Source organism: Thalassococcus lentus, assembly GCF_028023555.1.
Classification (GTDB): Bacteria; Pseudomonadota; Alphaproteobacteria; order Rhodobacterales; family Rhodobacteraceae; genus Thalassococcus_A; species Thalassococcus_A lentus.
In genome coordinates, this window is sequence record NZ_JAQIOY010000001.1 from 724,345 (window position 1) to 749,203 (window position 24,859).

Annotated in this window: 23 protein-coding genes; 10 read left to right on the forward strand and 13 right to left on the reverse strand. The window is 57.6% G+C overall.

The window, feature by feature from the left end; translation table 11 throughout:
• Positions 1 to 22: 22 nt before the first annotated feature.
• From PFY00_RS03520 to PFY00_RS03530, 3 genes are all read right to left on the reverse strand, one after another.
• Positions 23 to 1,087, reverse strand: a complete 1,065-nt coding sequence (locus tag PFY00_RS03520; protein ID WP_271431118.1) for a Hint domain-containing protein — start codon at positions 1,085 to 1,087, stop codon at positions 23 to 25.
• Positions 1,084 to 2,658, reverse strand: coding sequence for a Hint domain-containing protein (locus tag PFY00_RS03525; protein WP_271431119.1), 1,575 nt, complete (start codon positions 2,656 to 2,658; stop codon positions 1,084 to 1,086). The genes PFY00_RS03520 and PFY00_RS03525 overlap by 4 nt, the downstream gene beginning before the upstream one ends.
• 89 nt (positions 2,659 to 2,747) lie before the next feature.
• Entirely contained in the window at positions 2,748 to 2,870 is a 123-nt protein-coding gene (locus PFY00_RS03530) for a hypothetical protein (protein WP_271431120.1), read from the reverse strand.
• 49 nt (positions 2,871 to 2,919) lie between these two features.
• On the opposite strand from PFY00_RS03530, the gene dapE reads away from it, so the two are divergent.
• The 4 genes from dapE to rnr are packed head-to-tail and all read left to right on the forward strand — an operon-like array spanning position 2,920 to position 7,410.
• Positions 2,920 to 4,068 (forward strand): succinyl-diaminopimelate desuccinylase, encoded by a 1,149-nt coding sequence (dapE, locus tag PFY00_RS03535; protein ID WP_271431121.1) that lies wholly within the window; start codon positions 2,920 to 2,922, stop codon positions 4,066 to 4,068.
• Positions 4,065 to 4,487 (forward strand): GNAT family N-acetyltransferase, encoded by a 423-nt coding sequence (locus tag PFY00_RS03540; RefSeq protein WP_271431122.1) that lies wholly within the window; start codon positions 4,065 to 4,067, stop codon positions 4,485 to 4,487. The genes dapE and PFY00_RS03540 overlap by 4 nt, the downstream gene beginning before the upstream one ends.
• Positions 4,484 to 5,059, forward strand: coding sequence for a TIGR04282 family arsenosugar biosynthesis glycosyltransferase (locus tag PFY00_RS03545; protein WP_271431123.1), 576 nt, complete (start codon positions 4,484 to 4,486; stop codon positions 5,057 to 5,059). Before PFY00_RS03540 ends, PFY00_RS03545 begins: the two co-directional genes overlap by 4 nt.
• Before the next feature lie 47 nt (positions 5,060 to 5,106).
• Entirely contained in the window at positions 5,107 to 7,410 is a 2,304-nt protein-coding gene (gene rnr, locus PFY00_RS03550) for a ribonuclease R (protein ID WP_271431124.1), read from the forward strand.
• A 10-nt stretch (positions 7,411 to 7,420) separates the two neighbouring features.
• On the opposite strand, the gene PFY00_RS03555 is transcribed toward rnr, so the two are convergent.
• The 9 genes from PFY00_RS03555 to carB form a co-directional block, all read right to left on the reverse strand.
• Complete coding sequence (locus tag PFY00_RS03555) at positions 7,421 to 7,699, reverse strand: glutathione S-transferase family protein (RefSeq protein ID WP_271431125.1); 279 nt, start codon at positions 7,697 to 7,699, stop codon at positions 7,421 to 7,423.
• Between the two features lie 68 nt (positions 7,700 to 7,767).
• The gene (locus tag PFY00_RS03560; RefSeq protein WP_271431126.1) at positions 7,768 to 8,256 is read right to left on the reverse strand and encodes a hypothetical protein; all 489 of its coding nucleotides are present in this window, start codon (positions 8,254 to 8,256) and stop codon (positions 7,768 to 7,770) included.
• Complete coding sequence (locus tag PFY00_RS03565) at positions 8,256 to 8,744, reverse strand: RNA pyrophosphohydrolase (RefSeq protein WP_271431127.1); 489 nt, start codon at positions 8,742 to 8,744, stop codon at positions 8,256 to 8,258. The genes PFY00_RS03560 and PFY00_RS03565 overlap by 1 nt, the downstream gene beginning before the upstream one ends.
• A 76-nt stretch (positions 8,745 to 8,820) precedes the next feature.
• Positions 8,821 to 10,155, reverse strand: coding sequence for a S41 family peptidase (locus PFY00_RS03570; protein ID WP_271431128.1), 1,335 nt, complete (start codon positions 10,153 to 10,155; stop codon positions 8,821 to 8,823).
• Between the two features lie 7 nt (positions 10,156 to 10,162).
• Positions 10,163 to 11,296 (reverse strand): murein hydrolase activator EnvC family protein, encoded by a 1,134-nt coding sequence (locus PFY00_RS03575; RefSeq protein WP_271431129.1) that lies wholly within the window; start codon positions 11,294 to 11,296, stop codon positions 10,163 to 10,165.
• The gene (gpmI, locus tag PFY00_RS03580; protein WP_271431130.1) at positions 11,293 to 12,801 is read right to left on the reverse strand and encodes a 2,3-bisphosphoglycerate-independent phosphoglycerate mutase; all 1,509 of its coding nucleotides are present in this window, start codon (positions 12,799 to 12,801) and stop codon (positions 11,293 to 11,295) included. The genes PFY00_RS03575 and gpmI overlap by 4 nt, the downstream gene beginning before the upstream one ends.
• Positions 12,802 to 13,085: 284 nt before the next feature.
• Positions 13,086 to 13,865 carry a Fic family protein gene (locus PFY00_RS03585; RefSeq protein WP_271431131.1) on the reverse strand — a complete coding sequence of 260 codons (780 nt, stop codon included), beginning with the start codon at positions 13,863 to 13,865 and terminating at the stop codon, positions 13,086 to 13,088.
• Complete coding sequence (locus tag PFY00_RS03590; RefSeq protein ID WP_271431132.1) at positions 13,858 to 14,034, reverse strand: hypothetical protein; 177 nt, start codon at positions 14,032 to 14,034, stop codon at positions 13,858 to 13,860. Before PFY00_RS03590 ends, PFY00_RS03585 begins: the two co-directional genes overlap by 8 nt.
• An 87-nt stretch (positions 14,035 to 14,121) precedes the next feature.
• Positions 14,122 to 17,493: a carbamoyl-phosphate synthase large subunit gene (gene carB / locus PFY00_RS03595; protein ID WP_271431133.1), complete on the reverse strand. Its 3,372-nt coding sequence runs from the start codon at positions 17,491 to 17,493 to the stop codon at positions 14,122 to 14,124.
• A gap of 452 nt (positions 17,494 to 17,945) precedes the next feature.
• On the opposite strand from carB, the gene bchJ reads away from it, so the two are divergent.
• From bchJ to PFY00_RS03615, 4 genes are all read left to right on the forward strand, one after another.
• The gene (gene bchJ / locus PFY00_RS03600) at positions 17,946 to 18,512 is read left to right on the forward strand and encodes a bacteriochlorophyll 4-vinyl reductase (protein WP_271431134.1); all 567 of its coding nucleotides are present in this window, start codon (positions 17,946 to 17,948) and stop codon (positions 18,510 to 18,512) included.
• A gap of 281 nt (positions 18,513 to 18,793) precedes the next feature.
• Positions 18,794 to 20,575: an aspartate--tRNA ligase gene (gene aspS, locus PFY00_RS03605; protein ID WP_271431135.1), complete on the forward strand. Its 1,782-nt coding sequence runs from the start codon at positions 18,794 to 18,796 to the stop codon at positions 20,573 to 20,575.
• 181 nt (positions 20,576 to 20,756) lie between these two features.
• Positions 20,757 to 22,055 carry a DUF1800 domain-containing protein gene (locus PFY00_RS03610; protein WP_271431136.1) on the forward strand — a complete coding sequence of 433 codons (1,299 nt, stop codon included), beginning with the start codon at positions 20,757 to 20,759 and terminating at the stop codon, positions 22,053 to 22,055.
• Positions 22,056 to 22,059: 4 nt separating this feature from the next.
• A complete protein-coding gene (locus PFY00_RS03615; protein WP_271431137.1) occupies positions 22,060 to 23,280 on the forward strand; it encodes a DUF1501 domain-containing protein in 1,221 nt (406 codons plus the stop codon).
• 27 nt (positions 23,281 to 23,307) lie between these two features.
• On the opposite strand, the gene PFY00_RS03620 is transcribed toward PFY00_RS03615, so the two are convergent.
• The gene (locus tag PFY00_RS03620; protein ID WP_271431138.1) at positions 23,308 to 24,024 is read right to left on the reverse strand and encodes a response regulator; all 717 of its coding nucleotides are present in this window, start codon (positions 24,022 to 24,024) and stop codon (positions 23,308 to 23,310) included.
• A gap of 137 nt (positions 24,025 to 24,161) precedes the next feature.
• Between PFY00_RS03620 and mce the strand changes: the two genes are divergently transcribed.
• Positions 24,162 to 24,566 carry a methylmalonyl-CoA epimerase gene (gene mce, locus PFY00_RS03625; protein ID WP_271431139.1) on the forward strand — a complete coding sequence of 135 codons (405 nt, stop codon included), beginning with the start codon at positions 24,162 to 24,164 and terminating at the stop codon, positions 24,564 to 24,566.
• Positions 24,566 to 24,853 carry a DUF1467 family protein gene (locus PFY00_RS03630; RefSeq protein WP_271431140.1) on the forward strand — a complete coding sequence of 96 codons (288 nt, stop codon included), beginning with the start codon at positions 24,566 to 24,568 and terminating at the stop codon, positions 24,851 to 24,853. The genes mce and PFY00_RS03630 overlap by 1 nt, the downstream gene beginning before the upstream one ends.
• Positions 24,854 to 24,859 lie beyond the last annotated feature (6 nt).

The window sequence follows — 24,859 nt, forward strand, 5'->3', positions numbered from 1 at the left end:
GCTTATCGGGCGTTGTGTGGTGTCACGCCGCTCTGGCTTCGGCCAGAATGATCGCTTCAAAGGATTTCAGGGTTTGCAGGCCGGCGCGCGCATGTTCCGGCAGCAATGACTTGGGACAGTTTGCCAGTATGGATTGTTCCAGCATTTCCTTGCGGCGTCGCAGCCGGCCGATATACAGGCTTTCCACTTCGGCTCCGCATGCGATGACAGGTTCATGCCCCGGCAGCAGCAGATTGTGATACCGAACCGTCATATGATTGTCTTCATGAACTGCCGCAAATCCGTTGACCAGACTATGGGCCGGGATCAATACGGCCTGCCTGCCGAAAATGTATTCGACCTCGGACCCGCCGATCACCAGCCTTTGCTGTGGTGAGACAACCATGTCTCGCTCCAAGCCGAAATAGGGCGCCCGGAGGCGGACAGGTCGGAAGGATCCGAATGCTGGTAGTCTGCGGGACACCCGTTGCAGAACCGGAACCTGCCCCGAAGTCCGCGTCTGAACCAGATCGCCGCATTGCAGATCGCCAATCCGGCGATAGCCTTGCGACGTCAGAACGGGAACCTGCGCAGACAGTGTAGGCATCGGGCCGACCGGTTCCACGGAATCGGACACTGCGAAAAAAACTACATCGGGATCTTTTTCGATCAGTTGCGGACGACGCGCCAGCGTATGAATGTCTTCGGTCAACATCGGCGGTGGGGGCGGTGTATCCTGCAGCATCACGACGTCACTGTCGGGTTTTTCCAATGCAACCCGGCCAAAGCGGCGCTCGCTGTCCCAAACAAACGTGATGCGCAGCACGTCGGCTCGGGCGTCATAGTCGTGTTGCAGGACCGTGTGAAACACTTCACTCCCCTGCGTCATCACCAGAACAATGCCGCCGCCTGGTACTGCCCGGAAAGAGATGGACCCAACCCAAGGGTGCTGCCGCTGATAGGACAACAGAGTCTGAGGTCTGCCGTCAGGTGAAAGTCGCGTCTCGATCATGATCGAACCGCGCGGCATCAGATGGCTGTTGGGCTGACTGAACGTCTTGGGGCAGACCCATGATCGTTCTTGTCCGGCTATAGCAATCCAGCTCATGCTGCGAACCCGTTCGCGAGCACACGCGCTTCGAAGCCCTGCAAGATGCGCCGCGCAGGCGGACCGTAGCCCTCGCCGGTTCCGGGATCGAGTTCAGGGAAAATGGAGACGATCTCAGCCAAGGTTTCGGCTTCGAACAAACCAGATGTCTGCGGGCCTGGTAAAAAGCTCTCGCTGAGAAGACCATTGGCCCAGATCAATTCATGCTGATCAAACAGCAAGTGCACATAGTGAACGGTTCCGCCTTCGACGACGCGGATCGAACTGTCGTTCACAAGATGCTTTGCTGCGGCCAGAACTTCGGGTTCTTCGAAAAGAAGATGAGCCATAACATCCTGCACAAGGATCCTGTGCTGAGGCGAAACCAGAACGGTATCGTGATCACCCATTGCGCCTGCCGCAATGCGAACGGGCGCAAGATCTCCAGCTGCTTCAACAATGCGTTCGCCGCGCCAGCGGATTTCCTGGCGGCCATTGTCGCGGGTCAAAACGACATCACCTGAACGCAAATCCTCAACGGCACGTAGGCCGTCGGGTGTCGCAATCAGTGTTCCGGCTACGAAACACGGCACGGATTCAACCGTTACAAAGCCAACGTCGGATTGCCCGGTCGAGCTTTCGACAGTGTAGGTGTAGTTCACCGTTTCAACGTCACCATCGCCGGTGATGGTCATTGTGCCATCGGCGTTCAACGTAACCTGCTGCCCAGTGTTCAGCGTCACCGTGTCTCCGGCTGAGACCGCAACACCGTTGATGTGGGTGATCGTCAAAGTGCCCCCGGTGGCATTGCCGTCGTTGGCGAGGGCATCGATGGTCTTGGTGCCGTTGGGATAGATTTCGACGCTGTCGTCCTGCGCGACAAGCACTGTTTGCACGCTGTCCGCCGCAATCAGGAGGTTCGAGTCATAGCTCGAATCCACCACGTCTGCGACGCCAATCCGAATAGAGTTTACGACACCAGGCGTGACGTTCATCGTCAACGTCATGGTGACAGTGAACCCGTCCATTTCGGTGTTGTAGTCGTCGGTTGTGTTGTCGAAGAACAGGTTTTCGTTGCTGTTGGCGTTCAGGTTGTTTGGGTCGATGTCGCCATCGCCGATGGTCATGTCGACCTGCGCACCGTTGACCCACACGCCAACAAAGTCCTGATACACGGAGTTCTGGAACTCCGGGTATTCTTCTGACGAAAAGACGAACTGGATCGTCATCGTTGATCCAGTGGGAATGAAATCAATGTCGATATACGAGGCGTCGTAAGTACGCGCGCCAGCGGCTGCATTGAACTGCGCGTTGTTGTTTTGCCCAGACGTATTTGTGCTGGTGCTGTTGCTTTGGTTTGATTGCCCTGAAGAGTTCGTGAAATCCTGTGCGCGCCCTGTCGACAGGATAACCCCCGTATCCGAAGGCGTCACGCCGGGCGATGTCGCCAGTCCATCAGAATAGATACCCGAAGACCGACCGTCTCCTGTGTAACTGGCCGAGACAACAGTAACACCGTCACCCATGATGGTTTGCGCCATCTGGATTGCACTGGCATTGATGTTGATCGGCAGCTCGGACGCTGCAACCATGCCTGACTCACTCTCCGACCGAAGGCATGGGTTCCCTTGCAAACGGGCCTTTTTGGCCTCTTGATTTGCGGGTGTATCTGCTCGCCTGCCTACGGCATTTTTGTTGTTTTATAATTTTTCTTAGCACGCAATGCTTGTGTTTGTGAATCAAAACTCATGGTTGCGGCCCCTAAATGGCCGAATTCGCGATGTATTTCTGTCACATTTGCCATTGGCGGCTCTGCGCGTTAGCCCTGTGGCAAAATCGCCGGAGCTTGCTAGATGACATCACCCATTTGCCCAGTTGAATTGACCGCTTCTCTGGTTCGCTGCCCTTCGGTGACGCCAGAGGAAGGCGGTGCATTGGTCTTACTGCAAGCGCTGCTGGAAGACGCAGGCTTCTTTTGCGCCCGTGTTGATCGAGGCGGTGTCAGCAATTTGTTTGCTCGTTGGGGCGATAAGGGAGCAGACCGGAGTTTTGGTTTCAATGGTCACACGGATGTCGTGCCTTTGGGTCGCATCGAAGATTGGACCCAGGATCCTTTTGGCGCGGAAATCATCGATGGTTTCATGTACGGGCGCGGAACGACTGACATGAAATCAGGCGTCGCGGCCTTTGCTGCTGCTGCGGTCGACTTTGTGCGCGAAACGCCACCCGAAGGGGCCGTGATCCTGACGATCACCGGAGACGAAGAGGGCGATGCCGTTGATGGAACTGTGGCCCTGCTGGATTGGATGCATGAACAGGGCGAGCAAATGTCCGTATGCCTCGTAGGAGAGCCGACCAGCCCTGACTACATGGGGCAGATGATGAAGATTGGCCGCCGCGGTTCCTTGACAGCATGGTTCACGGTACGGGGCAAACAGGGGCATTCGGCCTATCCGCACCGCGCATTGAATCCGATGCCAGCGGTGGCCCGTCTATCAGACCGGCTTTGCTCTCGTGTCTTGGATGAAGGCACAGACCACTTTGATGCCTCGACCCTTGCCCTGGTCAGCATCGAGACCGGCAATAGCGCAACCAACGTTATTCCAGCCGAGACAACTGCCTGTGTGAATATCCGGTTCAACGACACGCATAGCGGCGCGGATCTTTCCCAGTGGTTGCACCAAGAGGCTGCGGCCGTGGACAAAGAGTTTGGCACGCAAACCGAGGTCAAAATCAAGATTTCCGGTGAAAGCTTCCTGACGCCACCCGGACCGTTGTCCAATCTGATCGGTCAGGCTGTGCAGGTCGAAACAAATCAGGTCCCCGAGCTTTCCACGACTGGTGGGACGTCGGATGCGCGGTTCGTAAAGAACCATTGCCCTGTGGTGGAATTCGGGCTTGTTGGGAAAACCATGCACGCCGTTGATGAACGGGTGGAAGTGGCGCAAATTCACCAGCTGAAGTCGATCTACGGACGCATTTTGCGCGACTATTTTGCATGAGTTTTCAGATTGAGACCACGCAGGACATTGACGCCTGCCATGCTCTGCGTCGCGCGGTCTTCATTGAAGAGCAAGGCATCGCCGAGGCTGACGAATGGGATGATCTGGACCAAGAGGCAACGCATCTTTTGGTTCGCGACGGAGATCAGCCGGTCGCCACGGCCCGGTTGCTGTATGATGGTGCGACCGGAAAGATCGGGCGGATCTGTGTTCTCAAATCCTATCGCGGTCGAGGGTTGGGCGAAGCTTTGATCGATGCCAGTCTTACGCTATTTGCCCGGAGACCAAAGCTGACGCAGGCATATTTGAGCGCGCAGGACCATGCGATTCCGTTCTATGAGAAGTTGGGTTTCGAAGCCCGTGGTGACCAATACGACGATGCAGGGATTCCACATCGCGACATGGTGCGCCCGCTGTGAACCGAACGCTGATCATCATGGTCAAGGAACCGCGTGCAGGCCGGGTCAAAACCCGCCTGGGTCGCGATATTGGTCTGACGGCGTCTGCGTGGTGGTTTCGCCATGCGGTGCGCCGATTGCTGCGCAAACTGAGCGATCCCCGCTGGGATGTAGTTTTGGCCGTGGCGCCGGACGGCGCCGTGAACAGCCGGTGTTTTCCCGCGCAATACGAGCGTTTGCCACAAGGTCCCGGAAATCTGGGTGATCGCATGGCCCGGATGATGCGCGCTGCGCCGCCCGGCCCGGTTTGTGTGATTGGCGCGGACATACCTAGCATCACACCTGCGGCCATCTGGCGGGCCTTTCGGGCGCTGGGGGGTCATGATGCTGTTTTCGGTCCGTCAGATGATGGTGGCTATTGGTTGGTCGGCGTTCACAATGCCGCGCATGCACCCGCCGGTTTGTTCGCTGGTGTGCGATGGTCTTCGGCCAATGCGCTGGCCGATTCAATGGCGTCTTTGCGTGGCGCTCGAATTGCTCTGGTGGATGAATTGGTTGATGTGGATACGGCGGAAGATCTCGGCCGGATCTAGTGGTTTCAGTGGATGACGCCACCTTGCGCGCATGTTAGGGCAGAAGCATGACAAAGCTGCCAAGCAAGGCGGATATTCTCGACTGGATATCCGAAAACCCGACCCTCACCGCGAAACGAGACATTGCCAAGGCTTTTGGCATCAAGGGCGCTGCGCGCATCGATCTCAAACGCATGCTTAAGGAGTTGGCAGAAGAAGGGCATCTGGAAAAGCGTAAGCAAACCTATCGCGACCCGGATCGGTTGCCTCCGGTCAGTGTGCTGCAGATGCTTGAACCGAACAGCAGCGGCGATCTCTTTGCCAAGCCCATGGAATGGCACGGCGAGGGTGTGGAACCGGTTGTGCTCTATGTGCCCCGCGAATCTGATCCGGCGCTGGGTGAAGGTGACCGCATACTCGCGCGTCTGCAGGTGGTGCATGAGGAAGATCACAACTACGAAGCCCGCCTGATCCGCCGCATTGGGACCAGCCCGCGCAAGGTGGTAGGCATTTTCCGCAAGGGTGCCGAAGGTGGGCGCATTCTGCCGATCGACAAAGGATCAGACCGTGAGTGGATGGTGGCCCCCGATGCAACCGGCGGCGCCAAAGATGGCGAATTGGTCGAAGGGGAGCAGGCCGGGCCCAAGGGACGTATGGGACTGCCCAAAGCCCGCGTCACTCTGCGCCTCGGCGATCCGACCGCGCCGCGCGCCGTATCGTTGATTGCAATTCACCAGCACGGAATTCCGGATGATTTCCCGCCCGAGGTGCTGGCCGAAGCGGATGGTATGAAACCGGCTGGCATGAAGAACCGCACAGATTTGCGCGACATGCCCTTGGTCACGATTGACCCAAACGATGCGCGGGACCACGATGACGCGGTCTACGCCTGCGCGGATGATGACCCCAAGAACAAGGGCGGTCATATCCTGTGGGTCGCCATTGCCGACGTGGCGCACTACGTGCAACCGGGCACGGCGCTTGATCGCGAGGCGCGCAAGCGCGGTAATTCCAGTTATTTCCCCGATCGCGTTGTGCCGATGCTGCCCGATCGGTTGTCTGGGGATTTGTGCAGCCTGCATGAGGGTGTACCGCGTGCCTGTATCGCGGTCGAAATGAAGCTGGACAGCGATGGCAACAAGCTGTCACACCGGTTTCACCGCGGATTGATGCGGTCGCCTGCCTCGCTCAATTATCAAGAGGTGCAGGCCGCGATGGAGGGCGCGCCAAACGAGCGTACAGCTGATTTGGTCAGCCCGGTTATCCGGCCATTGTACGCGGCCTATGCTGCCTTGCGTTCTGCACGGGATCGACGTCAGCCGCTTGATCTGGACCTACCAGAGCGTAAGGTCGTTCTGGACGACGACGGCAAAGTGCAGTCCGTGGACTTTTCTGAACGTCTGGATGCGCACCGTTTGATCGAAGAATGCATGGTCTTGGCCAATGTCGCTGCGGCTGAAACCCTGATCGCCAAGAAGACCCCTTTGCTGTTCCGCGTTCACGAAGAACCGCCGGACGACAAGCTGGAAAGCCTGCGCGACACGGCGGCGTCTGCCGGGTTCACGCTGGCCAAGGGTCAGGTGCTCAAGACGGCCCATCTGAACAAGCTTTTGCACGATGCGGCGGGCAGTGATGATGCTGAGCTTATCAATATCTCGACGCTGCGCAGCATGACACAGGCCTACTACAGCCCCAAGAATTTTGGGCATTTTGGTTTGGCGCTTCAGAACTATGCGCATTTCACATCGCCCATTCGGCGCTATTCGGATCTGATCGTGCATCGTGCTTTGATCACGGCCCATGGTTGGGGAGATGACGGGCTTACGCCGCACGAAATCGAGGGATTGGAGCAAACCGCCCAGCATATTTCAGACACCGAGCGCCGATCCATGATGGCGGAGCGCGATACAACGGATCGCTATCTCGCTGCGTTCCTGTCGGATCGTGTGGGCGCGGAATTCACTGGAAGGATTAGCGGAATTGCCAAATTCGGCGTTTTCGTGAAGCTAGATGAATCCGGTGCAGATGGACTGGTTCCGATCAGTACGCTGGGACGGGAGTATTTCCATTTTGACCGGGATGCGGGCACCCTGATGGGGTCGGACACAGGGCGCATTATTGCGCTTGGCATGCGGGCAAGGGTCAAGCTGGTCGAGGCGGCACCGGTCACCGGTGGCATCGCCTTCGAGATGCTGGAAATCGAAGACGAAGCCTACGAAAGCGTTGTTCCTTCTGGACGGGGTAGAGGTCGTGGCAGACCAGGTGGCAAGAGCCGGGGAAAATCTGGCTCTGGCCCCAAACGCAAGCAGGCAAAGGCGAAAAAGAAAGACGCCAAGACCAAGCGCAAGGTTACGCGGCAGCGTCGCAAGTGATCGTACGGGGTTAAAGTGCAGCGCGCCTACGCGCCACATAGGCCATAAGCCGTGCATTAGAACGCACGGCGCGCCGCAATTGCGTGTCTGATGGCAACCGATCTAGCACACTGAGGAATGGCATGACGCAGGCAGCGACAGCGCAGGGAACAAGCCCAAACAGAAACGCCTGATCGCCCGGCTGCCCTGCAATCGCATCAAGATCAGACCCGAACCATTTCAGTCGTTCGTCAGCAGGCAATCGGCCAAAGCCATGCGACACCAGCCCCTGCCGGACCTGCCTGCGCACCACACCTGGAACAGTTCTCAGAAATGGCCAAGCGGACCATCGTGCCGTTTTGATCGCAGTGTACGCGTTTAGCGGAGCGGTTCGGAGTCACAGGCCTTGCCCTGAAAGCAGGACAGAACCTTTTTGCGCAGGTCATCAGAGCCGCCGGGATAGGTCATGCCGCCGCAAGGATCGGCCATCATCACGTAGCTGCCTTTTTCCTTCTTCAGGAAGGTCAGATAGTTCGCACCGCTGCTCGCTCCGCCGCACCATGGTCCGAAACACTGAATACGCAGTGTGATCGGGGTTTCGAACCTTCGGTCAAAACCAGTGTCCGAGAGCGACTTTCCTTTGAAACGCGCGGGTATATCGGTGTGAGGTGGCGTCTTGTCCTGCCGTTTCATATTGACCTTGGGCAGCTTCTTTTCGTCGAAACGAACAGTGCCTTCGACCACGACCCAGATGTCTTCCGAGTCATTGGCGTACTTGAAATCGGATGCGATATCGGGCGGCAAACAGCTCAGGCCGAAGGCCGGACTGGCCAGAACAACAGCAAGACTGAACAAGAGGTTCCGCATCACAAATGCCCCTGAAATTCCTGAATGACCTGTTCGTACACATGCCGTTTGAAGGGGACGATCTGCGCCAGAACGTCCTGCGGATGCAGCCATTGCCAATGCGAGAACTCCGGGTGTTGGGTCTGAATGTTCACCTGTTCGTCCTTGCCGTGAAATCGTAGCAGGAACCATTTCTGCTCTTGCCCTTTGAACCGACCCTTCCAGATTTTCGGAACGAGGTCATGGGGAAGATCGTAAGGAATCCATCCTTTTGTCTCGGCCTCGACGGTCACAAGTGATGGCAGCACACCGGTTTCTTCCTCCAGCTCGCGCAGGGCGGCGTCGCGTGGGCTTTCGCCCTTGTCGATCCCGCCCTGTGGCATCTGCCAAGCGGGGCTTGAGATATCGCTGTCCAGCCGCTGGCCGACAAAAGCATTGCCAACCGTGTTGATCAGCATCACGCCAACGTTCTGGCGGTAAGGCAGTTGTGCGATCTGTTCTGGCGTCATGAGTGTCCTCTGAAATAAAAAAGGCCGAAATCCATCACAGATTTCGGCCCTCGTTTTGCCAAGGCGGTGTTGGCGCTTACTCTTTCGGGCCCAAAGCGGACAGACCCTTGAGGATGTCGATGGCGTAGGCCAGCTGATAGTCCTCTTCGCGCAGGGCTGCTGCGGCTTCGGCCTTTTCGCGATCGGCTTCGATCTGGCGAATTTCTTCTTCGGTCAGGCTGTCATTGTCGAGGCTGCCGCGCAAATCCGCTTCGGAGCGGGAGAATACGTTGTTGTCTTCCTCCTCCTCGGCCTCGGGCTGGCGACGGGGCTGTTCAACCACGATGTCAGGGGACACACCCAATGCCTGAATGGAACGGCCCGATGGCGTATAGTAGCGGGCTGTGGTCAGGCGCATTGCGCCGTCGCCGCGCAGGGGCATGACCGTCTGCACGGATCCCTTACCAAAGCTCTTGGTGCCGACCACGATGGCGCGGCGATGATCCTGCAAGGCGCCCGCAACGATTTCCGAAGCTGACGCAGAGCCACCGTTGATGAGCACCACAAGCGGTTTGCCTTGTGCCAGATCGCCGGGTGTCGCGTTAAAACGATCACCATCCGCCGGGTTGCGACCACGGGTCGAGACGATTTCGCCTTTTTCGAGGAAGGCATCCGATACCCGGATTGCCTGTGTCAGCAGACCGCCGGGGTTGTTGCGCAGATCCAGAACAAACCCGTTGACTGCATCGATACCACCCACTTCTTCGACCCGCTCTGCCAGCTTGGCCGACAGGTTGGGGAAGGTCTGATCGTTAAATGTCGTCACGCGCAGAACAACCGTTTCGCCCTGAACGCGGGACCGAACGGCGGTCAATTTGATCGTGTCGCGAATGATTGAGACATCGAAGGGCTCGTCTTCGCCTTCGCGAACGACAGTGATTACGATTTCTGATCCGACAGGACCGCGCATCATGTCGACCGCTTCGTCCAGTGTAAGGCCAAGAACGCTTTCGCCATCGACGTGGGTGATGAAATCGCCGGCTTCGATGCCAGCGGCATCGGCCGGGGTGTCGTCAATCGGAGAGACAACTTTCACAAAGCCGTCTTCCTGAGTGACTTCGATTCCAAGTCCACCAAATTCGCCGCGCGTTTGCACACGCATGTCGGCCGCGTCGTCCGGTGGAAGATAGCTCGAATGCGGATCAAGCGAGGTCAACATGCCATTGATCGCAGCTTCGATCAGGTCGGCTTCGTCCACTTCTTCGACGTACTGTGCGCGGATGCGTTCAAAGATGTCGCCAAACAGGTCCAACTGTTCATAGACATTGGTTGGGCGGTTATCTTCCTGGGCCAGCAAGGGGCCAACGAACTGTGTGGTCGCAATGACCGAAGCCAAGGTGCCGCCAGCAGCGGCCATGACGAATTTTCTCATTCCCAAATCATCCTTTGTCGGTTGCGAACCACGTCAGTGGATCGACAGGCGCATCGCCTTCTCTTACCTCTATATAGAGCGTTTCCGAACGCAGGACGCCACCCCTTTCGCCGTTTTGTTCAACAGTTGGTGAAAGGAGCGTGTTGCTGTCCGGAACATTGCCGCCCATCAGCCCCACCGGACTTCCTTCGGGAATGACCTCTCCGGCGCGTCCGTAGACTTCGGACAAGCCGGCCAAAACGATCAAGAGATCGCTTTGCGGCTCCAGAATGGTGACCAGTCCATAATCGAGCAGAGGGCCGTTATAGCGGATCGTGGCGGCGGTTGGCGTGATGACAATTGCGCGTGGTTCGGTTGCCAAAACGATACCCGGACGTTTCACTCCAGCGGCGTCCGCCTGTCCCGCCCCGCGCAGAACCGTCCCACGGGCAGGCAACGCCAAGGTTCCCTTGCGGTTGGCCACACGCGGCAGGTTTTGCGGCACTTCGTCTTCGGTGATCTGGCTAAGCCCGCTGGCAAAACCATCGAGCGTTTCTGTTGCTGCAATCAAAATGGCCGTACGCACCGCGTCTTCGGTAAACCGGCGCGGAAGATCAGTGCGATCCGCAATGGCCTTGGACAAGGCTGTGCGCGCGGATTGCACGCCAGAAAGGCCCTGCTCCAAAGTGTTCGCGGCGCTTTGCTGGATTTGCCTTAGGGCCGTTACTTCTTCGAGATCATTGCGCAGGGCAGTTGCCTGCTGGGCCAATGCGGGCGTCACCGTAGCCAGCAACATACCGGACCGGGCGGTTCCCAAGGGGCCTTCGGGATGCAGCAGGGTTTGCGGCTGTGCCCGTCCGCCCAAAGCGGTCAGAACACCCAGCAATTGGGCAACTTCCTGTTCTTGGGCAGCCAGCTTGCGGTTCAGTTCGGTTTCGCGGATCGCTGCTTTGCGAAGTCCGTCCCGCATCGCGCTCAGCCCGTCTTCGTAGGCACGCACAACCTCGGTCAGCGCGGCAACGCGATCACGGGCGCTGTCGGCCTTGTCCAGTTGCACTGAGGCTGTTTCCAAAGACCGCGCCGCCTGCGAGGCTGCATCGGCCGCAGATTGGGCGTATGCGCCGCTGCACCAAAGGCACAAGATCAGCGCGACATGCTTCATGCGATCAGGCTCTTACCGGTCATCTCGGGGGGCTGGTCCAGCCCCATAAGCGCCAGCAAAGTGGGCGCCACGTCTGCCAGCCGCCCGGCCTTGAGATCCGAGCCATCCGGTCCGCCAAACAGGATCGCAGGCACAAGGTTCGTGGTATGCGCCGTATGTGGCCCGCCGGTTTCAGGATCGACCATGACTTCGCAATTGCCGTGATCCGCGATCACCAGCATTGCACCGCCCACCTGTTCCAGCTTTGACACCACCTGACCCAACCCTTCATCCACTGCTTCGCAAGCCTTCATGGCAGCCTGCAGATCGCCTGTGTGGCCAACCATATCCGGGTTGGCGTAGTTCACAACGATCAGGTCATAGCCATGGTCAATGGCGGCAAGAAAACGCTCGGTCACTTCGGGCGCGCTCATCTCGGGCTGCATGTCATAGGTGGCAACCTGTGGCGATTTGGGCATGAAGCGGTCTTCGCCCGGCTCCGGCTGTTCCTGCCCGCCGTTCAGAAAGAATGTCACATGCGGGTATTTTTCTGTCTCGGCGAGGCGGTACTGGGATTTGCCCTGCTTGGCTACCCATTCACCCAGCGTGTTGATGATGTCCTGTTTGGGATAGGCCGTGGTCATGAAAGCGTCATGCGCCTTGGAGTAATCCACCATGCCCAGCAGAGCAGACAAATCAGAGCGCTCGCGTTCAAAACCGTCAAAATCCGGATCGCCAATGGCTGAAAGGATTTCGCGCGCGCGGTCGGCACGGAAATTCAGACAGAAATATCCATCGCCTTCGTCCAACCCTGCATAATCACCGATCACTGTCGCCGGGATGAACTCATCCGTTTTGCCTGCGGCATAGCTTTGTTCCACCGCCTCAATGGCCGACGTCGCCGTTTCGCCTTTGCCCAGGATCATGGCCCGATAGGCCTGCTCGACCCGGTCCCAGCGGGTGTCGCGGTCCATGGCGTAGTAACGGCCGATCACGGTGCCGATCCGTGCGCCCTGAGGAAGGGCGGCGCTGAGATCAGTCAGGAAGGCATCGGCGGATTGAGGCGCCACATCGCGCCCGTCGGTGATCGCATGCAGGATCACCTCAAGACCCTGATCAGTGAGCGCCTTAAGCGCGGCTTTGACATGTTCAATGTGACCATGCACGCCGCCATCGCTGACCACGCCCATCACATGCGCACGGCCCTTGGCGGCTTTGACCGTGACGGCAAAATCCAGCAGCGCCGCGTTCTCAAAGAATGATCCGTCTTCGATCGCCAGATCGATAGCACCAAGATCCATCGCAACCACCCGGCCCGCACCGATGTTCGTATGACCCACCTCGGAATTACCCATCTGGCCCTTGGGCAAACCCACGTCGGGGCCATGGGTGATCAGCGTAGCGTTCGGGCAGGTCGCCATGAGCCGGTCCATCGTAGGCGTCTTGGCCAAATGCGGCGCGTTGGCTTTGGTGTCTTCGGACAGGCCCCAGCCGTCAAGAATGGTAAGGATGACGGGTTTGCTCATGGGGACCTCCGGACTGCGTTCGGTGGCGGTTTAGCAGGGGGGGCAGGGGATGCACAACCGAAGGACTGGACATGCGTTGAGGAGGTGGGTGCCGGTGTGCGAAAAGCTTCAAATAGGCTTGCCCGGCGGAACGCCGGGCCGCGCCCGATCCTCCACGCGGGAGGGCGCATCGAGATTTGTTGTGAACCGAGGGGTTGATAGTCGCGCAAAATCGTGTCGCTTGGACGAACAGTTGTTCACTGTTTTGGCAGTTCAATCCTCTGCCTAACCAAAACTGATTGTAGTTAGGCCGAAAGAAAAATCGTAACGATCGCTATAACAATTGCGACTATTGAAGTTACAATTACCGGATGGGCCTCGATCAATGCTACCATTCCTTTTTTTTGCATGGCTGGTTCATGCAGGGCATCTTTACGAACCTCGCTTCCGACCGCTTTTTCATGGATTTCAACTAGTTGGTTAGCCAAGTAGTTTTCCATGAGACGTTCCATTTCCGAAACATCGACGGAACCGCTTTTAAATGCGTGATCTGCTTTCTCCAAAGCCCTGTAGTAAGGGTCTTTGTTTTCTGATATTTGTTCGGGTATCGTTCGCGTGCCTGGCAAGACTTGCTCAAGACGCGCGCAAAGCACCATGTACGATAACATACGCGAAGTACGCCCGTTGCCATCAGAAAATGGATGAATCCAGTTTAGCCTCCACATTGCGTATGACGACAAGTGAACGGCTGTCGACTTTTGCCAATTCACAGAAATGTAATCCAGCATTTCTTCGACGTATCTAGCTACATCTTCACCAGACACTGGTTCATGTTTGCTGCCCTTTATTGCAACGCCTGCAGGCCGGAAATTGCCTGCATATGGATCAATCCCGTCCATAGCTTTTCTGTGGAGTGTAAGAAGCATCGACACGCGGAATTTCGAGTTGTCGTCCTTGAGCCAACGCGCCACTTCTTCCATAGCCCAATCATATTGAAGTACCGCATTTTCTGCCTCACGTTGGGCTAGATCATGCGGGTCTTCAATGAGGATTGGAACTTCTGCTTCGCTCTTTCGATCAGCCATTCCCGTTCGCTTCGGAGAACTTCCTCACGGCATCCTGCACCATTTCACGTGTTACATCATCATTTTCGATTTTAGCAGTCCCGAAGGCAAAACTGATCCGCTGCTCCAATTTTTGCGGCTCAGTCATTCTTACTTTTCTGGCCTTTTCAATGAGTTGATCGATCTTCATGATGTCCACACCCTTTTGTCTGCTCTTCGGTTGTTATTATTGTTTGGAACAAGGATAACGTTCTCGATGCCTTTCGCAAGTATCAAATCACCCCTGCAGTGACTTCACCACCAACTCCCCTTCTTCACGGGCCTGCATGGCCAGCGCTGCGGCATGGGCGCCTGCTGCGGTCGTGTAGTAGGGGATTTTGTCGTAGAGGGCGATGGAGCGGATAGAGCGTGAGTCCTCGACCGCTGCGGCGCCTTCGGTGGTGTTCATGACCAGCTGGATACCGCCATCTTTCATGATGTCGGTGACGTTCGGGCGGCCTTCGTAGACCTTTTTGACCACTTCCGCCTCGATACCGTTATCGGCAAGGAAGCTGGCCGTGCCCGAGGTCGCAACGATCGAGAAGCCGAGGTCCACCAGCAATTGGGCGGTTTCCACAAGTTGGGCGGTTTTGTCGTCGTTCTTGATCGAGAAGAACACAGCGCCTTCGGTTGGCAGGTCGGTGCCCGCACCCATCTGCGCCTTGAGGAATGCGCGGGGGAAGCTGCGGTCCCAACCCATGACTTCACCGGTTGAACGCATCTCTGGCCCCAGAATGGTGTCCACGCCCGGGAAGCGGGCAAAGGGCAGCACCGCTTCTTTGACAGAGAACCAAGGCATGTTCGGATCGGCCAGCGTCATCGGATCGGCCATTGGCACATCGGTGTCATAGTCGGTCGACATGGCGTGGCCTTCCCGCATCGGGAATGTGGTCAGTGGTTCACCCGCCATGACGCGGGCTGCGATGGAGGCGATGGCGCTGTCGGTGGCCTTGGCCACGAATGGCACGGTGCGCGATGCGCGGGGGTTCACCTCGATCAGGTAGATCTCATTGTCTTTGATTGCGAACTGCACGTTCATCAGGCCCACCACGTTGAGCGCCTTGGCCAATGCGACTGTCTGCTCCTTGATGCGCGCCAGCACGTCATCAGAGAGCGAGTAGGGCGGCAAGGAGCAAGCCGAGTCGCCCGAGTGCACGCCGGCCTCTTCGATGTGCTGCATGATACCGGCCACGTGTACGTCGGTGCCATCGCAGAGTGCGTCTACATCCAGTTCCACTGCGCCGGACAGATAGCTGTCGAGCAGAACGGGGCTGTCGCCAGACACGACAACGGCTTCGTTGATGTAGCGCTCAAGGTTGGCCATATCGCGTACGATTTCCATAGCGCGGCCGCCCAGCACGTAAGAGGGGCGGATCACCAGCGGAAAGCCGATGTCTTCGGCGATGGCCAAGGCCTGTGCGTCCGTTGAGGCGATGCCGTTCTTGGGCTGTTTGAGGCCCAGTTGGTTAACGAGCGCCTGGAACCGTTCACGGTCTTCGGCCAGATCGATGGCGTCGGGCGTGGTGCCGAGGATCGGAATGCCCTCTGCTTCCAGCGCATTGGCGAGCTTGAGCGGGGTCTGGCCACCGAACTGCACGATCACGCCATGCAGAGTGCCGTTTTCCTTTTCCTTCGCCAGAATTTCCATGACGTGTTCAAAGGTCAGCGGCTCAAAGTACAGACGATCCGAGGTGTCGTAGTCGGTCGACACAGTCTCGGGGTTGCAGTTGATCATGATCGTTTCATAACCCGCTTCGGTCAGGGCGAAACAAGCGTGACAACAGCAGTAGTCAAACTCGATCCCCTGTCCGATGCGGTTTGGACCACCGCCCAGAATGACCACTTTCTTGCGGTCCGAGGGGCGCGCTTCGCATTCCACTTCGCCCATCATCGGGGTTTCGTAGGTCGAATACATGTAAGGTGTCTGCGCTTCGAATTCGGCGGCACAGGTGTCGATGCGCTTGAAGACGGCCGTTACGCCCAGCCCCTGACGGGATTTGCGTACATCGCTTTCGGAAAAGCCGGTCAGCTTGGCCAGTCGGGCATCAGTGAAGCCCAGCATCTTGAGCGCACGCATGCCGGTTTCGTCCTGAGGCAGGCCTTTTGCTTTCACGTCTTCTTCGGCTTCGATGATTTCGCGGATCCGGGCGAGGAACCATGGGTCGAACATGGTGGCGCCGTGGATTTCGTCATCGGTCAGGCCGTGGCGCATGGCCTGCGCAATCGTGCGCATGCGATCAGGTGTTTGTTCCGAAATTGCCTTGATGACGGCTGCCTTATCCGGTGCACCGGCAATCTCGACCTCGTCAAAGCCCGTGAGGCCGGATTCCATCGAGGCGAGCGCTTTCTGCAACGACTCGTGGATGGTTCGACCGATGGCCATGGCCTCACCCACGGATTTCATCGCTGTGGTCAGATAGGCTTCGGAGCCGGGGAATTTTTCGAACGCGAATTTCGGGATCTTTGTCACGACATAGTCGATGGTTGGCTCGAAGCTGGCCGGGGTCACCTTGGTGATGTCATTGTCCAGCTCGTCCAGCGTGTAACCCACGGCCAGTTTCGCGGCGATCTTGGCGATCGGGAAGCCTGTGGCCTTGGAGGCCAGTGCAGAGGACCGCGAGACACGTGGGTTCATCTCAATGACGACCATACGGCCATTTTCGGGGTTCACCGCCCATTGTACATTGGAGCCGCCAGTTTCCACACCGATCTCGCGCAACACGGCAATCGAGCCGTTGCGCATGATTTGGTATTCCTTGTCGGTCAGCGTCAGAGCCGGGGCAACGGTGATGCTGTCGCCGGTGTGCACGCCCATAGGATCGACGTTTTCGATAGAGCAGACGATGATGGCGTTGTCGGCCGTGTCACGGACCACTTCCATCTCGTACTCTTTCCAACCCAGCAGGCTTTCATCCACGAGGATTTGACCCACGGGCGAAGCATCCATGCCCGATCGGCAGAAGTGGATGTAGTCTTCGCGATTGTACGCAACGCCGCCGCCTGTACCGCCGAGGGTAAATGCCGGACGGATCACAGCAGGCAGGCCGATGTCTTCCAACGCCTCAAGCGCCAGTTTTTCGCCTTCGTCCAACAGGCGAGAACGCTTGATGCCCTGAATGCGAGGCCACGGTGTGTTGCCTTCTGCCTGTTCGAACGGTGCGGTGATGATTGTTGCCTTGGGGTTTTCGATGCCCAACCGATCCATCGCCTCGCGGAACAGCTTGCGGTCTTCGGCCATTTCGATGGCCTCGCGCTTGGCGCCGATCATTTCCACGTTGAATTCGTCAAGCACGCCCATCTCTTCCAGCGCGAGCGAAGTGTTCAAGCCGGTCTGACCACCCATTGTGGGCAGCAGAGCGTCGGGACGCTCCTTCTCGATGATCTTGGCGACCACCTCTGGTGTGATCGGTTCGATGTAGGTGGCGTCTGCCAGACCGGGGTCTGTCATGATTGTTGCCGGGTTGGAGTTTACCAGAATTACCCGGTACCCTTCTTCTCGCAGGGCTTTGCAGGCTTGCGCGCCGGAGTAGTCGAATTCGCAGGCCTGCCCGATCACGATGGGCCCGGCTCCGATGATCATGATGGATTTGATATCGGTACGTTTGGGCATGGCAGACCTCGTCATTGGGCGTGGGGCAGCCGGGCAGAGAGTCGCCCCCTGCCCGCAAATTGTTGCGGGTTATAGACATGCGCAGGTGACGTTCAAGCCCTGATAATCACGACTCTGCCTTGGCGGACACAAATGAAAGCGGGACGGCCCTGTTTTTTTCTGATAGTGTAAACTTTGAGTGACATATTTGAATGTTGAATATGTATTGAGCTTGCCGACCCACGCTTCTATCCGGGATAGGCCTTTTTTGACCAGTGCGGCTCGTTTCTGCGAAGGCCATTTTGCCGAGTGACCCCGAATTGGCATGGCTAGAGCAAGTCCGGGACACGTCGCTGGTTGGGTTTTGTGGCAAGAGCCGCCAGTAACAAGCGACGTGCAGACGCGCGCCAAAGGACGGGTCAATGGTAGAGCCGACGCCAGGTCTATTGCGGCCACCCCGTGGTAAGGGGTTCATGAGCGCAAATATGGTGCTTCCTTTGCATGAGGTGTTGGGTGAAACCGTTGGTGGTGTCGCGCGCGATGCTTTGTTCCAAGGCGCAGGAATGCGTTACTTGCCCGGTCCGCAGGATCACGTAAGAGAACGACAAGTTTTCGAAATACATCAATCTGTTAGGGATCTTCATTCGGATCAGAGTGAAGCAATTCTGCGCGAGGCCGGACGCCGTGCTGCGGCGATCGTTGCGGAATACCGTATCCCTGCGAGCGCCAAGACCATGCTGCGGCGCCTGCCTTGGCCGCTGGCGACATGGATGCTTGTCCGATCCGCGTCACAGAATGCCTGGACGTTTGGTGGCTCCGCAACTTTCGAAGCGCCGAAAACCTCTCAACTTTCTTTGGTGGGCAATCCCTCAATCAAGGACGCCAGATCGAAAAAGCCGCTTTGCGTGTTCCACGAAACTCTGTTTCAAACGCTTTTTCGCGCTTTGGTCCATCCGGCCATGCTCTGCACGGAAACCGGATGCGAGGCCTGTGGCGAAGAGGCGTGCACCTTTACACTCGAGATGCAGAATTTGGACTAGAATGATGAGTGTCAATCAAAATTGACACTTCGTTTATTCTCTGCGGCTCCACGTTGTCGCATTTTTCACGGCTTGTTTTGCCTTGCTTCCGACTTTGTTTGGGAATCGCCAAATCTGGGTCTGCTGGCGCTGCATTGCGCCACCTTTGGCCAAAGCCGCGGACTCATCCAATGTACCACGGTCGCGAATTGTAACGCTTGATTGGTGCAGCCTCCCTTGACTTCGCGGGCCAGCCGGTATGTATCGGCGCGAACGTGAAATCGCCCGTGAAAGGGAGCACCATGCACGCCTACCGCAGCCATTCCTGTGCCGATCTGAACAAATCCCATGTTGGCGACACTGTTCGCCTGTCTGGCTGGGTCCACCGTATCCGAGATCATGGGGGCGTTCTCTTTATCGATCTGCGCGATCATTTCGGTATTACACAGGTGCTTTGCGATCCGGACAGCCCCGTGTTTTCCGAAGTGGAAAAGGTGCGCAGCGAGTGGTGCATTCGGATCGACGGCAACGTTAAAGCGCGCGACGAAAGCCTGATCAACGCGAAATTGCCAACCGGTGAAATCGAAGTCTTTGTGCGGGACATCGAAGTGTTGGGCGCAGCGGACGAGTTGCCCCTTATGGTCTTTGGCGATCAGGAATACCCTGAAGAAACACGTCTGCGCTATCGCTACCTGGATCTGCGCCGTGAGGCGATGCAGAAGAACATGACGTTGCGCAGCGATGTTGTATCCAGCGTTCGCAAACGGATGTGGGACAAGGCGTTCCGTGAGTATCAGACGCCAATCATCACCGCATCCAGCCCAGAAGGCGCCCGCGACTTTCTGGTGCCGTCGCGCCTGCACCCCGGCAAATTTTATGCGCTTCCGCAGGCTCCTCAGCAGTTCAAGCAGCTGATCATGGTCAGCGGCTTTGACAAATACTTCCAGATTGCGCCCTGTTTCCGCGACGAAGACCCACGTGCCGACAGGTCGCCGACGGATTTCTATCAGCTCGACCTTGAGATGAGCTTTGTCGAACAGCAGGACGTGTTTGATACCGTGGCGCCCGTTATTGCGGGTGTCTTCGAGGAGTTCGGCGGCGGCAAGAAAGTAGACGCGCCAGAAGACTGGCCACAGATCCCCTATGCCGAAGCCATGCTGAAATACGGCAGCGACAAACCGGACCTGCGCAACCCAATCGAAATGCAGGACGTGTCTGAGCATTTCCGGGGTTCGGGTTTCGCGATTTTTGCCAAGTTGCTTGAGCAGGAAGGCACTGAAATTCGCGCGATCCCGGCGCCGACCGGCGGCAGCCGCAAGTTCTGTGACCGCATGAACAGCTTTGCTCAGAAAGAAGGTCTGCCCGGCATGGGCTACATCTTCTGGCGTGAAGCAGACGGCGGCATGGAAGCAGCCGGTCCTTTGGCCAAGAACATCGGGCCCGAACGGACAGAAGCAATCCGTGAACAGCTTGGACTGGGCGTTGGCGATGCCGCGTTCTTCCTTGGCGGGAAACCGTCCAACTTTGAGCGTGTCGCAGCCAAGGCGCGGGACGTGATCGGTGAGGAAAAAGGACTGACGGATCAGAACCGATTTGCTTTTGCGTGGATCGTCGACTTCCCCATGTACGAAGCGGACGAAGAAAGCGGCAAGATCGACTTCAGCCACAACCCGTTTTCCATGCCACAGGGTGGTCTGGAAGCGCTGGACGGAGATCCGCTGGCGGTCAAAGGCTACCAGTATGATCTTGCTTGCAATGGGTATGAGCTGGTGTCGGGTGCGATCCGGAACCATCGCCCCGAAATCATGTTCAAAGCTTTTGAACTGGCAGGCTACGGCGAAGACGAGGTGCGTAAGCGGTTCGGTGGCATGGTCAACGCGTTTAAATTTGGTGCGCCGCCCCACGGCGGCTGTGCTGCAGGGATCGACCGGATCGTGATGCTGTTGGCCGGAACCAGCAACATTCGCGAAGTCATCATGTTCCCGATGAACCAGCGCGCTGAAGATTTGATGATGAATGCGCCTTCGGATCCGATGCCGGATCAGCTGATGGAATTGTCGCTGCGCGTGATTCCGCAAGACTGACGGCAATTCACCGCTCAGGATCAGACAAGGCCGGTGCAAGAGCGCCGGCCTTTTCCTATATTGGGATGAACGGTTCTAAACAGGTGTGAGCCCGATGCGCTTTGATCCCTTGCTTGCCGACATCAGATTTGGATGTGGCCGATCCCCGATGGTGCCGGCCCCGCAGGATGTGGGCGAGATAATGGCTGGCCTCAGAGGCCCGGACGTGATCGCTCAGACATATCCAATCGAGCCATTCGAGGTGTTTCTTGTCCGAATGCAAGAAATGAAAACGGTTTCGCGGGTTCGGCGTCAGATGCGTGGCAAGCCGGAGGGCGACGTCGCGCGCAAACAAGCGCGTGTCATGAACAAAGAGGCCCGCGAAGCGCAAGGTACTTGGTTGGCGGCGCATTTGGCTCGGCGCAGTTTCACTGGTGTGCCGCTGCGCGAAAGGCTTGAGACTTTTTGGGGCGATCACTTTACCGCCGTTGGCAAACAGGGACTGATCCGGCGGGCGACCTCGCCGTATCTGCAAAGCGCGATCCGGCCAAACCTGATGGGCCCGTTCGAAGACTTGCTTATCGCAGCAGTGACCCATCCTGTGATGGTTCACTATCTCGATCAGGATTCTTCGGTTGGCCCCAATTCCCAACAGGCGAAAAAGAAGCCCGGAAAATTCGGATTAAATGAAAATCTGGCACGGGAAATTCTCGAACTGCACACGCTTGGTGTTGGCGGTCCTTACACACAGGTTGATGTCCGCGAATTGGCCGAACTGCTGACGGGTCTTTCGCTGAATTTCAACACCGGAACACAGTTTCGCAAACCGGCTGCCGAACCGGGCGCTGAAACCGTGCTGGGAAAAAGCTATGGCGGTGACAATCCGACATTGCGCGATATTCATGCAGTCCTGCGCGATCTGGCCCGGCATCCTGTCACGGCGCGGCATGTGTCAGGAAAGCTGGCGGTTCACTTCATAGCCGATACGCCGGATCCGGCGCTCGTTGATGCAATGGCAGCAGCCTGGCAGGACAGCGATGGGGATTTACCGACTATCTATGACGCTATGCTGAACCATCCCGCGGCTTGGAACCCTGATGTGTCGAACATCAAACAGCCTTTTGATTTTATCAGCTCAGCCTTTCGAGCGTTGGCGATCCCTTTTGAGAACTATGGTCGCCTGAAAGAGCACCAGTTCCGGCAGCGCGTGCAACAACCGCTCGCCCTGATGGGGCACATCTGGCAAAAACCGTCTGGCCCGGATGGTCTGGACGAGGACGACAGCACATGGATTTCGCCTCAGGGCGTTGCAGCGCGATTGCAATGGTCACTTGCTGTTCCACGGCTCCTGATGCCGGATTTGCCGGACCCAAGAGTTTTCGTCGAAACAGCATTGGGCCCTCGCGCTACGGAACGGGTTCGTTTTGCGGCAAAAGCGGCCGAGAGCAAGGCAGACGGCATCGGGCTCGTGTTGGCATCGCCCGCATTTCAAAGGATGTAGATTGATGGATCGTAGAGGATTTCTCACACGGACTTTGGGATTGGGCTGTTCTTTGGCGGCCAGCCCATTGGTCACTCCGGTCAGTTTTGCAGCAGCGCCCGGCGAAGGGCGGTTGATTGTCATCATCCTGCGCGGCGCGATGGATGGGCTGGCGGCAGTTTCACCCTACGGTGATCCGGCTTTTGCCGGCCTGAGAGGGGCATTGCCACTTGGCGACAAAGGTTATGTGGATTTGGATGGCTTTTACGCGATGCATCCGGCCTTGCGGCCATTGATGCCGCTTTGGAGCCAAGGTCAGCTTGGTTTTGTGCATGCTGTTTCGACCCCGTATCGGGACAAGCGGAGCCATTTTGACGGGCAGGATCTACTCGAAGCGGGATTGCCTTCGCTAGACGGACGCGGTGGGCGCGATGGCTGGTTGAACAGGGCATTGACGCATATCCCCGGTGCAACGGCACAGACTGCCTACGCCGTTGGAAGCGATGCATTGCCAATTCTCAGCGGCGATGCACCGATCTCACGTTGGTCCCCTGACGTTGATCTGGCGATGACGCCACAGGCGATGTTGCTGGCTCAGCGCATGATGCAGGACGATCCCGCAATGCTGGACGCATTGAACAAGGCTTTTACGCTTGCTGATAGCGATGGTGATGCCGTTGCCATTCAGGACGGTGGGCAAAACATGATGCAGATGATGGCAGATGACATGCGCGCTGCACGCGGTGCCGAGCCATTGGAGCGGTTGGCAGAATTCGTTGGGCAGCAACTGCGTGAAGATGCGCGCATTGCCAGTTTTTCGATCAACGGCTGGGATACGCATGACCAGCAAGAGCGCCCGCTGGCACGGGCATTGGGCCGATTGTCTGCAACCATTCTGGCGCTGCGGGAATCCCTCAAGGGACCGGCATGGAAACATACCGCTGTTGTCGCGATGACAGAATTTGGACGCACGGCCCGATTGAACGGGTCGCGCGGGACAGATCACGGTACTGGCGGCGCTATGGTTTTGGCTGGCGGTGCAATTCGCGGGGGGCGTGTCATTTCCGATTGGCCCGGCCTGACAGAAGCGGATTTGTACAACCGCCGTGACCTGATGCCGACGCGCGATTTGCGCGCGCACGCGGGATGGTTGATTCGCGGGTTGTTTGGTCTGAACAACGGCGACATTGAAAGTTCGATCTTCCCCGATCTTGATATGGGCGCCGACCCCGGTTTGCTGTTGTAAGGCAGAGGGCTTTCCTTTCGGCGATGATCAAAGCGCGATTCGGTCAGACAATCTGTCCTGAACCAGTGCAGCAACCTTGGCGAGGTCGGAGCTGAGGGGCCGGCCATCTGCTTTGGCGTGCGCCAGTGCGTTCGCGGCTTCTTCCAGAGTGTTGTCGCCGGCGCTGCGCGCCACACCCGACAGGAACTGCATAACGTAGTCCAGTGTGGCTGCATCGGAGCGGTCGTCCAGAACGTCGGCTGCATGGGCCATGTCATCACGATAAGCGATCGGGTCAGGTATCACGGGATCATTGCTGACAAGACGCGGACCGGGCGGTTGCCGACCCGGAGGAAGGGCTTGCAAGATGGCGTTTTGAAATACCGGAACAGACTGAATTGGCTTGGCCAGAAAACCGTCCGCACCTGCGGCCATGCTGACATCCTCGCAAAAGGGATCGCCAGACGTGCCCAGGATCGCCTCTACCCGCGGGCAGGCCGCGGCGAGTTCCGAGATCAGATCCGCACCGGAGCCATCGGGCAGGCCCAGATCGATGATCACAACTGTTGGCCGGTAGACCTGCAGATGCCGCCGCGCGGATTTCAGACAGTCGGCCCGACGGATCCGAGCGCCTGATCGCAGGCACAGCAGGCGCATTGCATCGCAGGCAAAACGGCTGTCCTCAACCACCAGAACAGTCAATCCAAGCAACGGGCGCGTTGCCGTGGGTTGCCTTATCGTTCCGAATTCATCCAAGTCGTGCATAAGCCCCTCCGATCGCATGTTGTGCCGACTCAGATTGCCCCGGACGTGCCTAACAAGCGGTTAAAAGCCGCACCGGCTTGTCCCATGCGGAGCACTGCGGCATATCCAGTGCAACGATTGACCAAAGGAGAAACGCCATGATCGGCCGTTTGAACCACGTTGCCATTGCAGTCCCTGACCTCGAAGCTGCCGCGGCGCAGTATCGCGACGCACTGGGCGCAAAAGTAGGCGACCCGCAGGACGAACCGGATCACGGCGTCACAGTGATTTTTATCGAACTGCCAAACACCAAGATTGAGCTGCTCTACCCGCTTGGTGAAAACTCACCTATTCAAGGGTTCCTTGATAAAAACCCGTCTGGTGGCATCCATCATGTTTGCTATGAGGTGGACGACATCATCGCAGCGCGTGACCACCTCAAGGCCAGTGGTTTGCGGGTGCTGGGCACCGGCGAGCCGAAGATCGGCGCGCATGGCAAACCGGTCTTGTTTCTGCATCCAAAGGACATGAACGGCACATTGACCGAGCTGGAGCAGGTCTGATGGGTATCACCTCGGCGCTGGTGCTTTTTGCCGTCATCTGGTTCATGACGTTCCTGGTTGTGATCCCAATCCGGCTAAAGACCCAGGGCGACGTAGGCAAAGTTGTCCCGGGTACCCATGCGGGCAGTCCCGAGGTTCACAATCTCAAGCGCAAGGCCTGGATTACCACAGGTATTTCGGTTGCGCTCTGGATCATCATTGCCACCATCATTCTGACGGGCACGATCACGGTTCGCGACATTGATCGCTGGATGTTCAATCGCATGGATCCAATCGCGACCGAATAGAAGCGC

Excerpts from the sequence above, each read along its gene's own strand:
- PFY00_RS03520 (WP_271431118.1), bottom strand. The coding sequence starts at position 1,087 with ATGAGCTGGATTGCTATAGCCGGACAAGAACGATCATGGGTCTGCCCC.
- PFY00_RS03525 (WP_271431119.1), bottom strand. The coding sequence starts at position 2,658 with ATGGTTGCAGCGTCCGAGCTGCCGATCAACATCAATGCCAGTGCAATC.
- PFY00_RS03530 (WP_271431120.1), bottom strand. The coding sequence starts at position 2,870 with ATGGCAAATGTGACAGAAATACATCGCGAATTCGGCCATTTAGGGGCC.
- dapE (WP_271431121.1), top strand. The coding sequence starts at position 2,920 with ATGACATCACCCATTTGCCCAGTTGAATTGACCGCTTCTCTGGTTCGC.
- PFY00_RS03540 (WP_271431122.1), top strand. The coding sequence starts at position 4,065 with ATGAGTTTTCAGATTGAGACCACGCAGGACATTGACGCCTGCCATGCT.
- rnr (WP_271431124.1), top strand. The coding sequence starts at position 5,107 with ATGACAAAGCTGCCAAGCAAGGCGGATATTCTCGACTGGATATCCGAA.
- PFY00_RS03560 (WP_271431126.1), bottom strand. The coding sequence starts at position 8,256 with ATGCGGAACCTCTTGTTCAGTCTTGCTGTTGTTCTGGCCAGTCCGGCC.
- PFY00_RS03565 (WP_271431127.1), bottom strand. The coding sequence starts at position 8,744 with ATGACGCCAGAACAGATCGCACAACTGCCTTACCGCCAGAACGTTGGC.
- PFY00_RS03570 (WP_271431128.1), bottom strand. The coding sequence starts at position 10,155 with ATGAGAAAATTCGTCATGGCCGCTGCTGGCGGCACCTTGGCTTCGGTC.
- PFY00_RS03575 (WP_271431129.1), bottom strand. The coding sequence starts at position 11,296 with ATGAAGCATGTCGCGCTGATCTTGTGCCTTTGGTGCAGCGGCGCATAC.
- gpmI (WP_271431130.1), bottom strand. The coding sequence starts at position 12,801 with ATGAGCAAACCCGTCATCCTTACCATTCTTGACGGCTGGGGCCTGTCC.
- PFY00_RS03585 (WP_271431131.1), bottom strand. The coding sequence starts at position 13,865 with ATGGCTGATCGAAAGAGCGAAGCAGAAGTTCCAATCCTCATTGAAGAC.
- PFY00_RS03590 (WP_271431132.1), bottom strand. The coding sequence starts at position 14,034 with ATGAAGATCGATCAACTCATTGAAAAGGCCAGAAAAGTAAGAATGACT.
- carB (WP_271431133.1), bottom strand. The coding sequence starts at position 17,493 with ATGCCCAAACGTACCGATATCAAATCCATCATGATCATCGGAGCCGGG.
- bchJ (WP_271431134.1), top strand. The coding sequence starts at position 17,946 with ATGAGCGCAAATATGGTGCTTCCTTTGCATGAGGTGTTGGGTGAAACC.
- aspS (WP_271431135.1), top strand. The coding sequence starts at position 18,794 with ATGCACGCCTACCGCAGCCATTCCTGTGCCGATCTGAACAAATCCCAT.
- PFY00_RS03610 (WP_271431136.1), top strand. The coding sequence starts at position 20,757 with ATGGCTGGCCTCAGAGGCCCGGACGTGATCGCTCAGACATATCCAATC.
- PFY00_RS03615 (WP_271431137.1), top strand. The coding sequence starts at position 22,060 with ATGGATCGTAGAGGATTTCTCACACGGACTTTGGGATTGGGCTGTTCT.
- PFY00_RS03620 (WP_271431138.1), bottom strand. The coding sequence starts at position 24,024 with ATGCACGACTTGGATGAATTCGGAACGATAAGGCAACCCACGGCAACG.
- mce (WP_271431139.1), top strand. The coding sequence starts at position 24,162 with ATGATCGGCCGTTTGAACCACGTTGCCATTGCAGTCCCTGACCTCGAA.
- PFY00_RS03630 (WP_271431140.1), top strand. The coding sequence starts at position 24,566 with ATGGGTATCACCTCGGCGCTGGTGCTTTTTGCCGTCATCTGGTTCATG.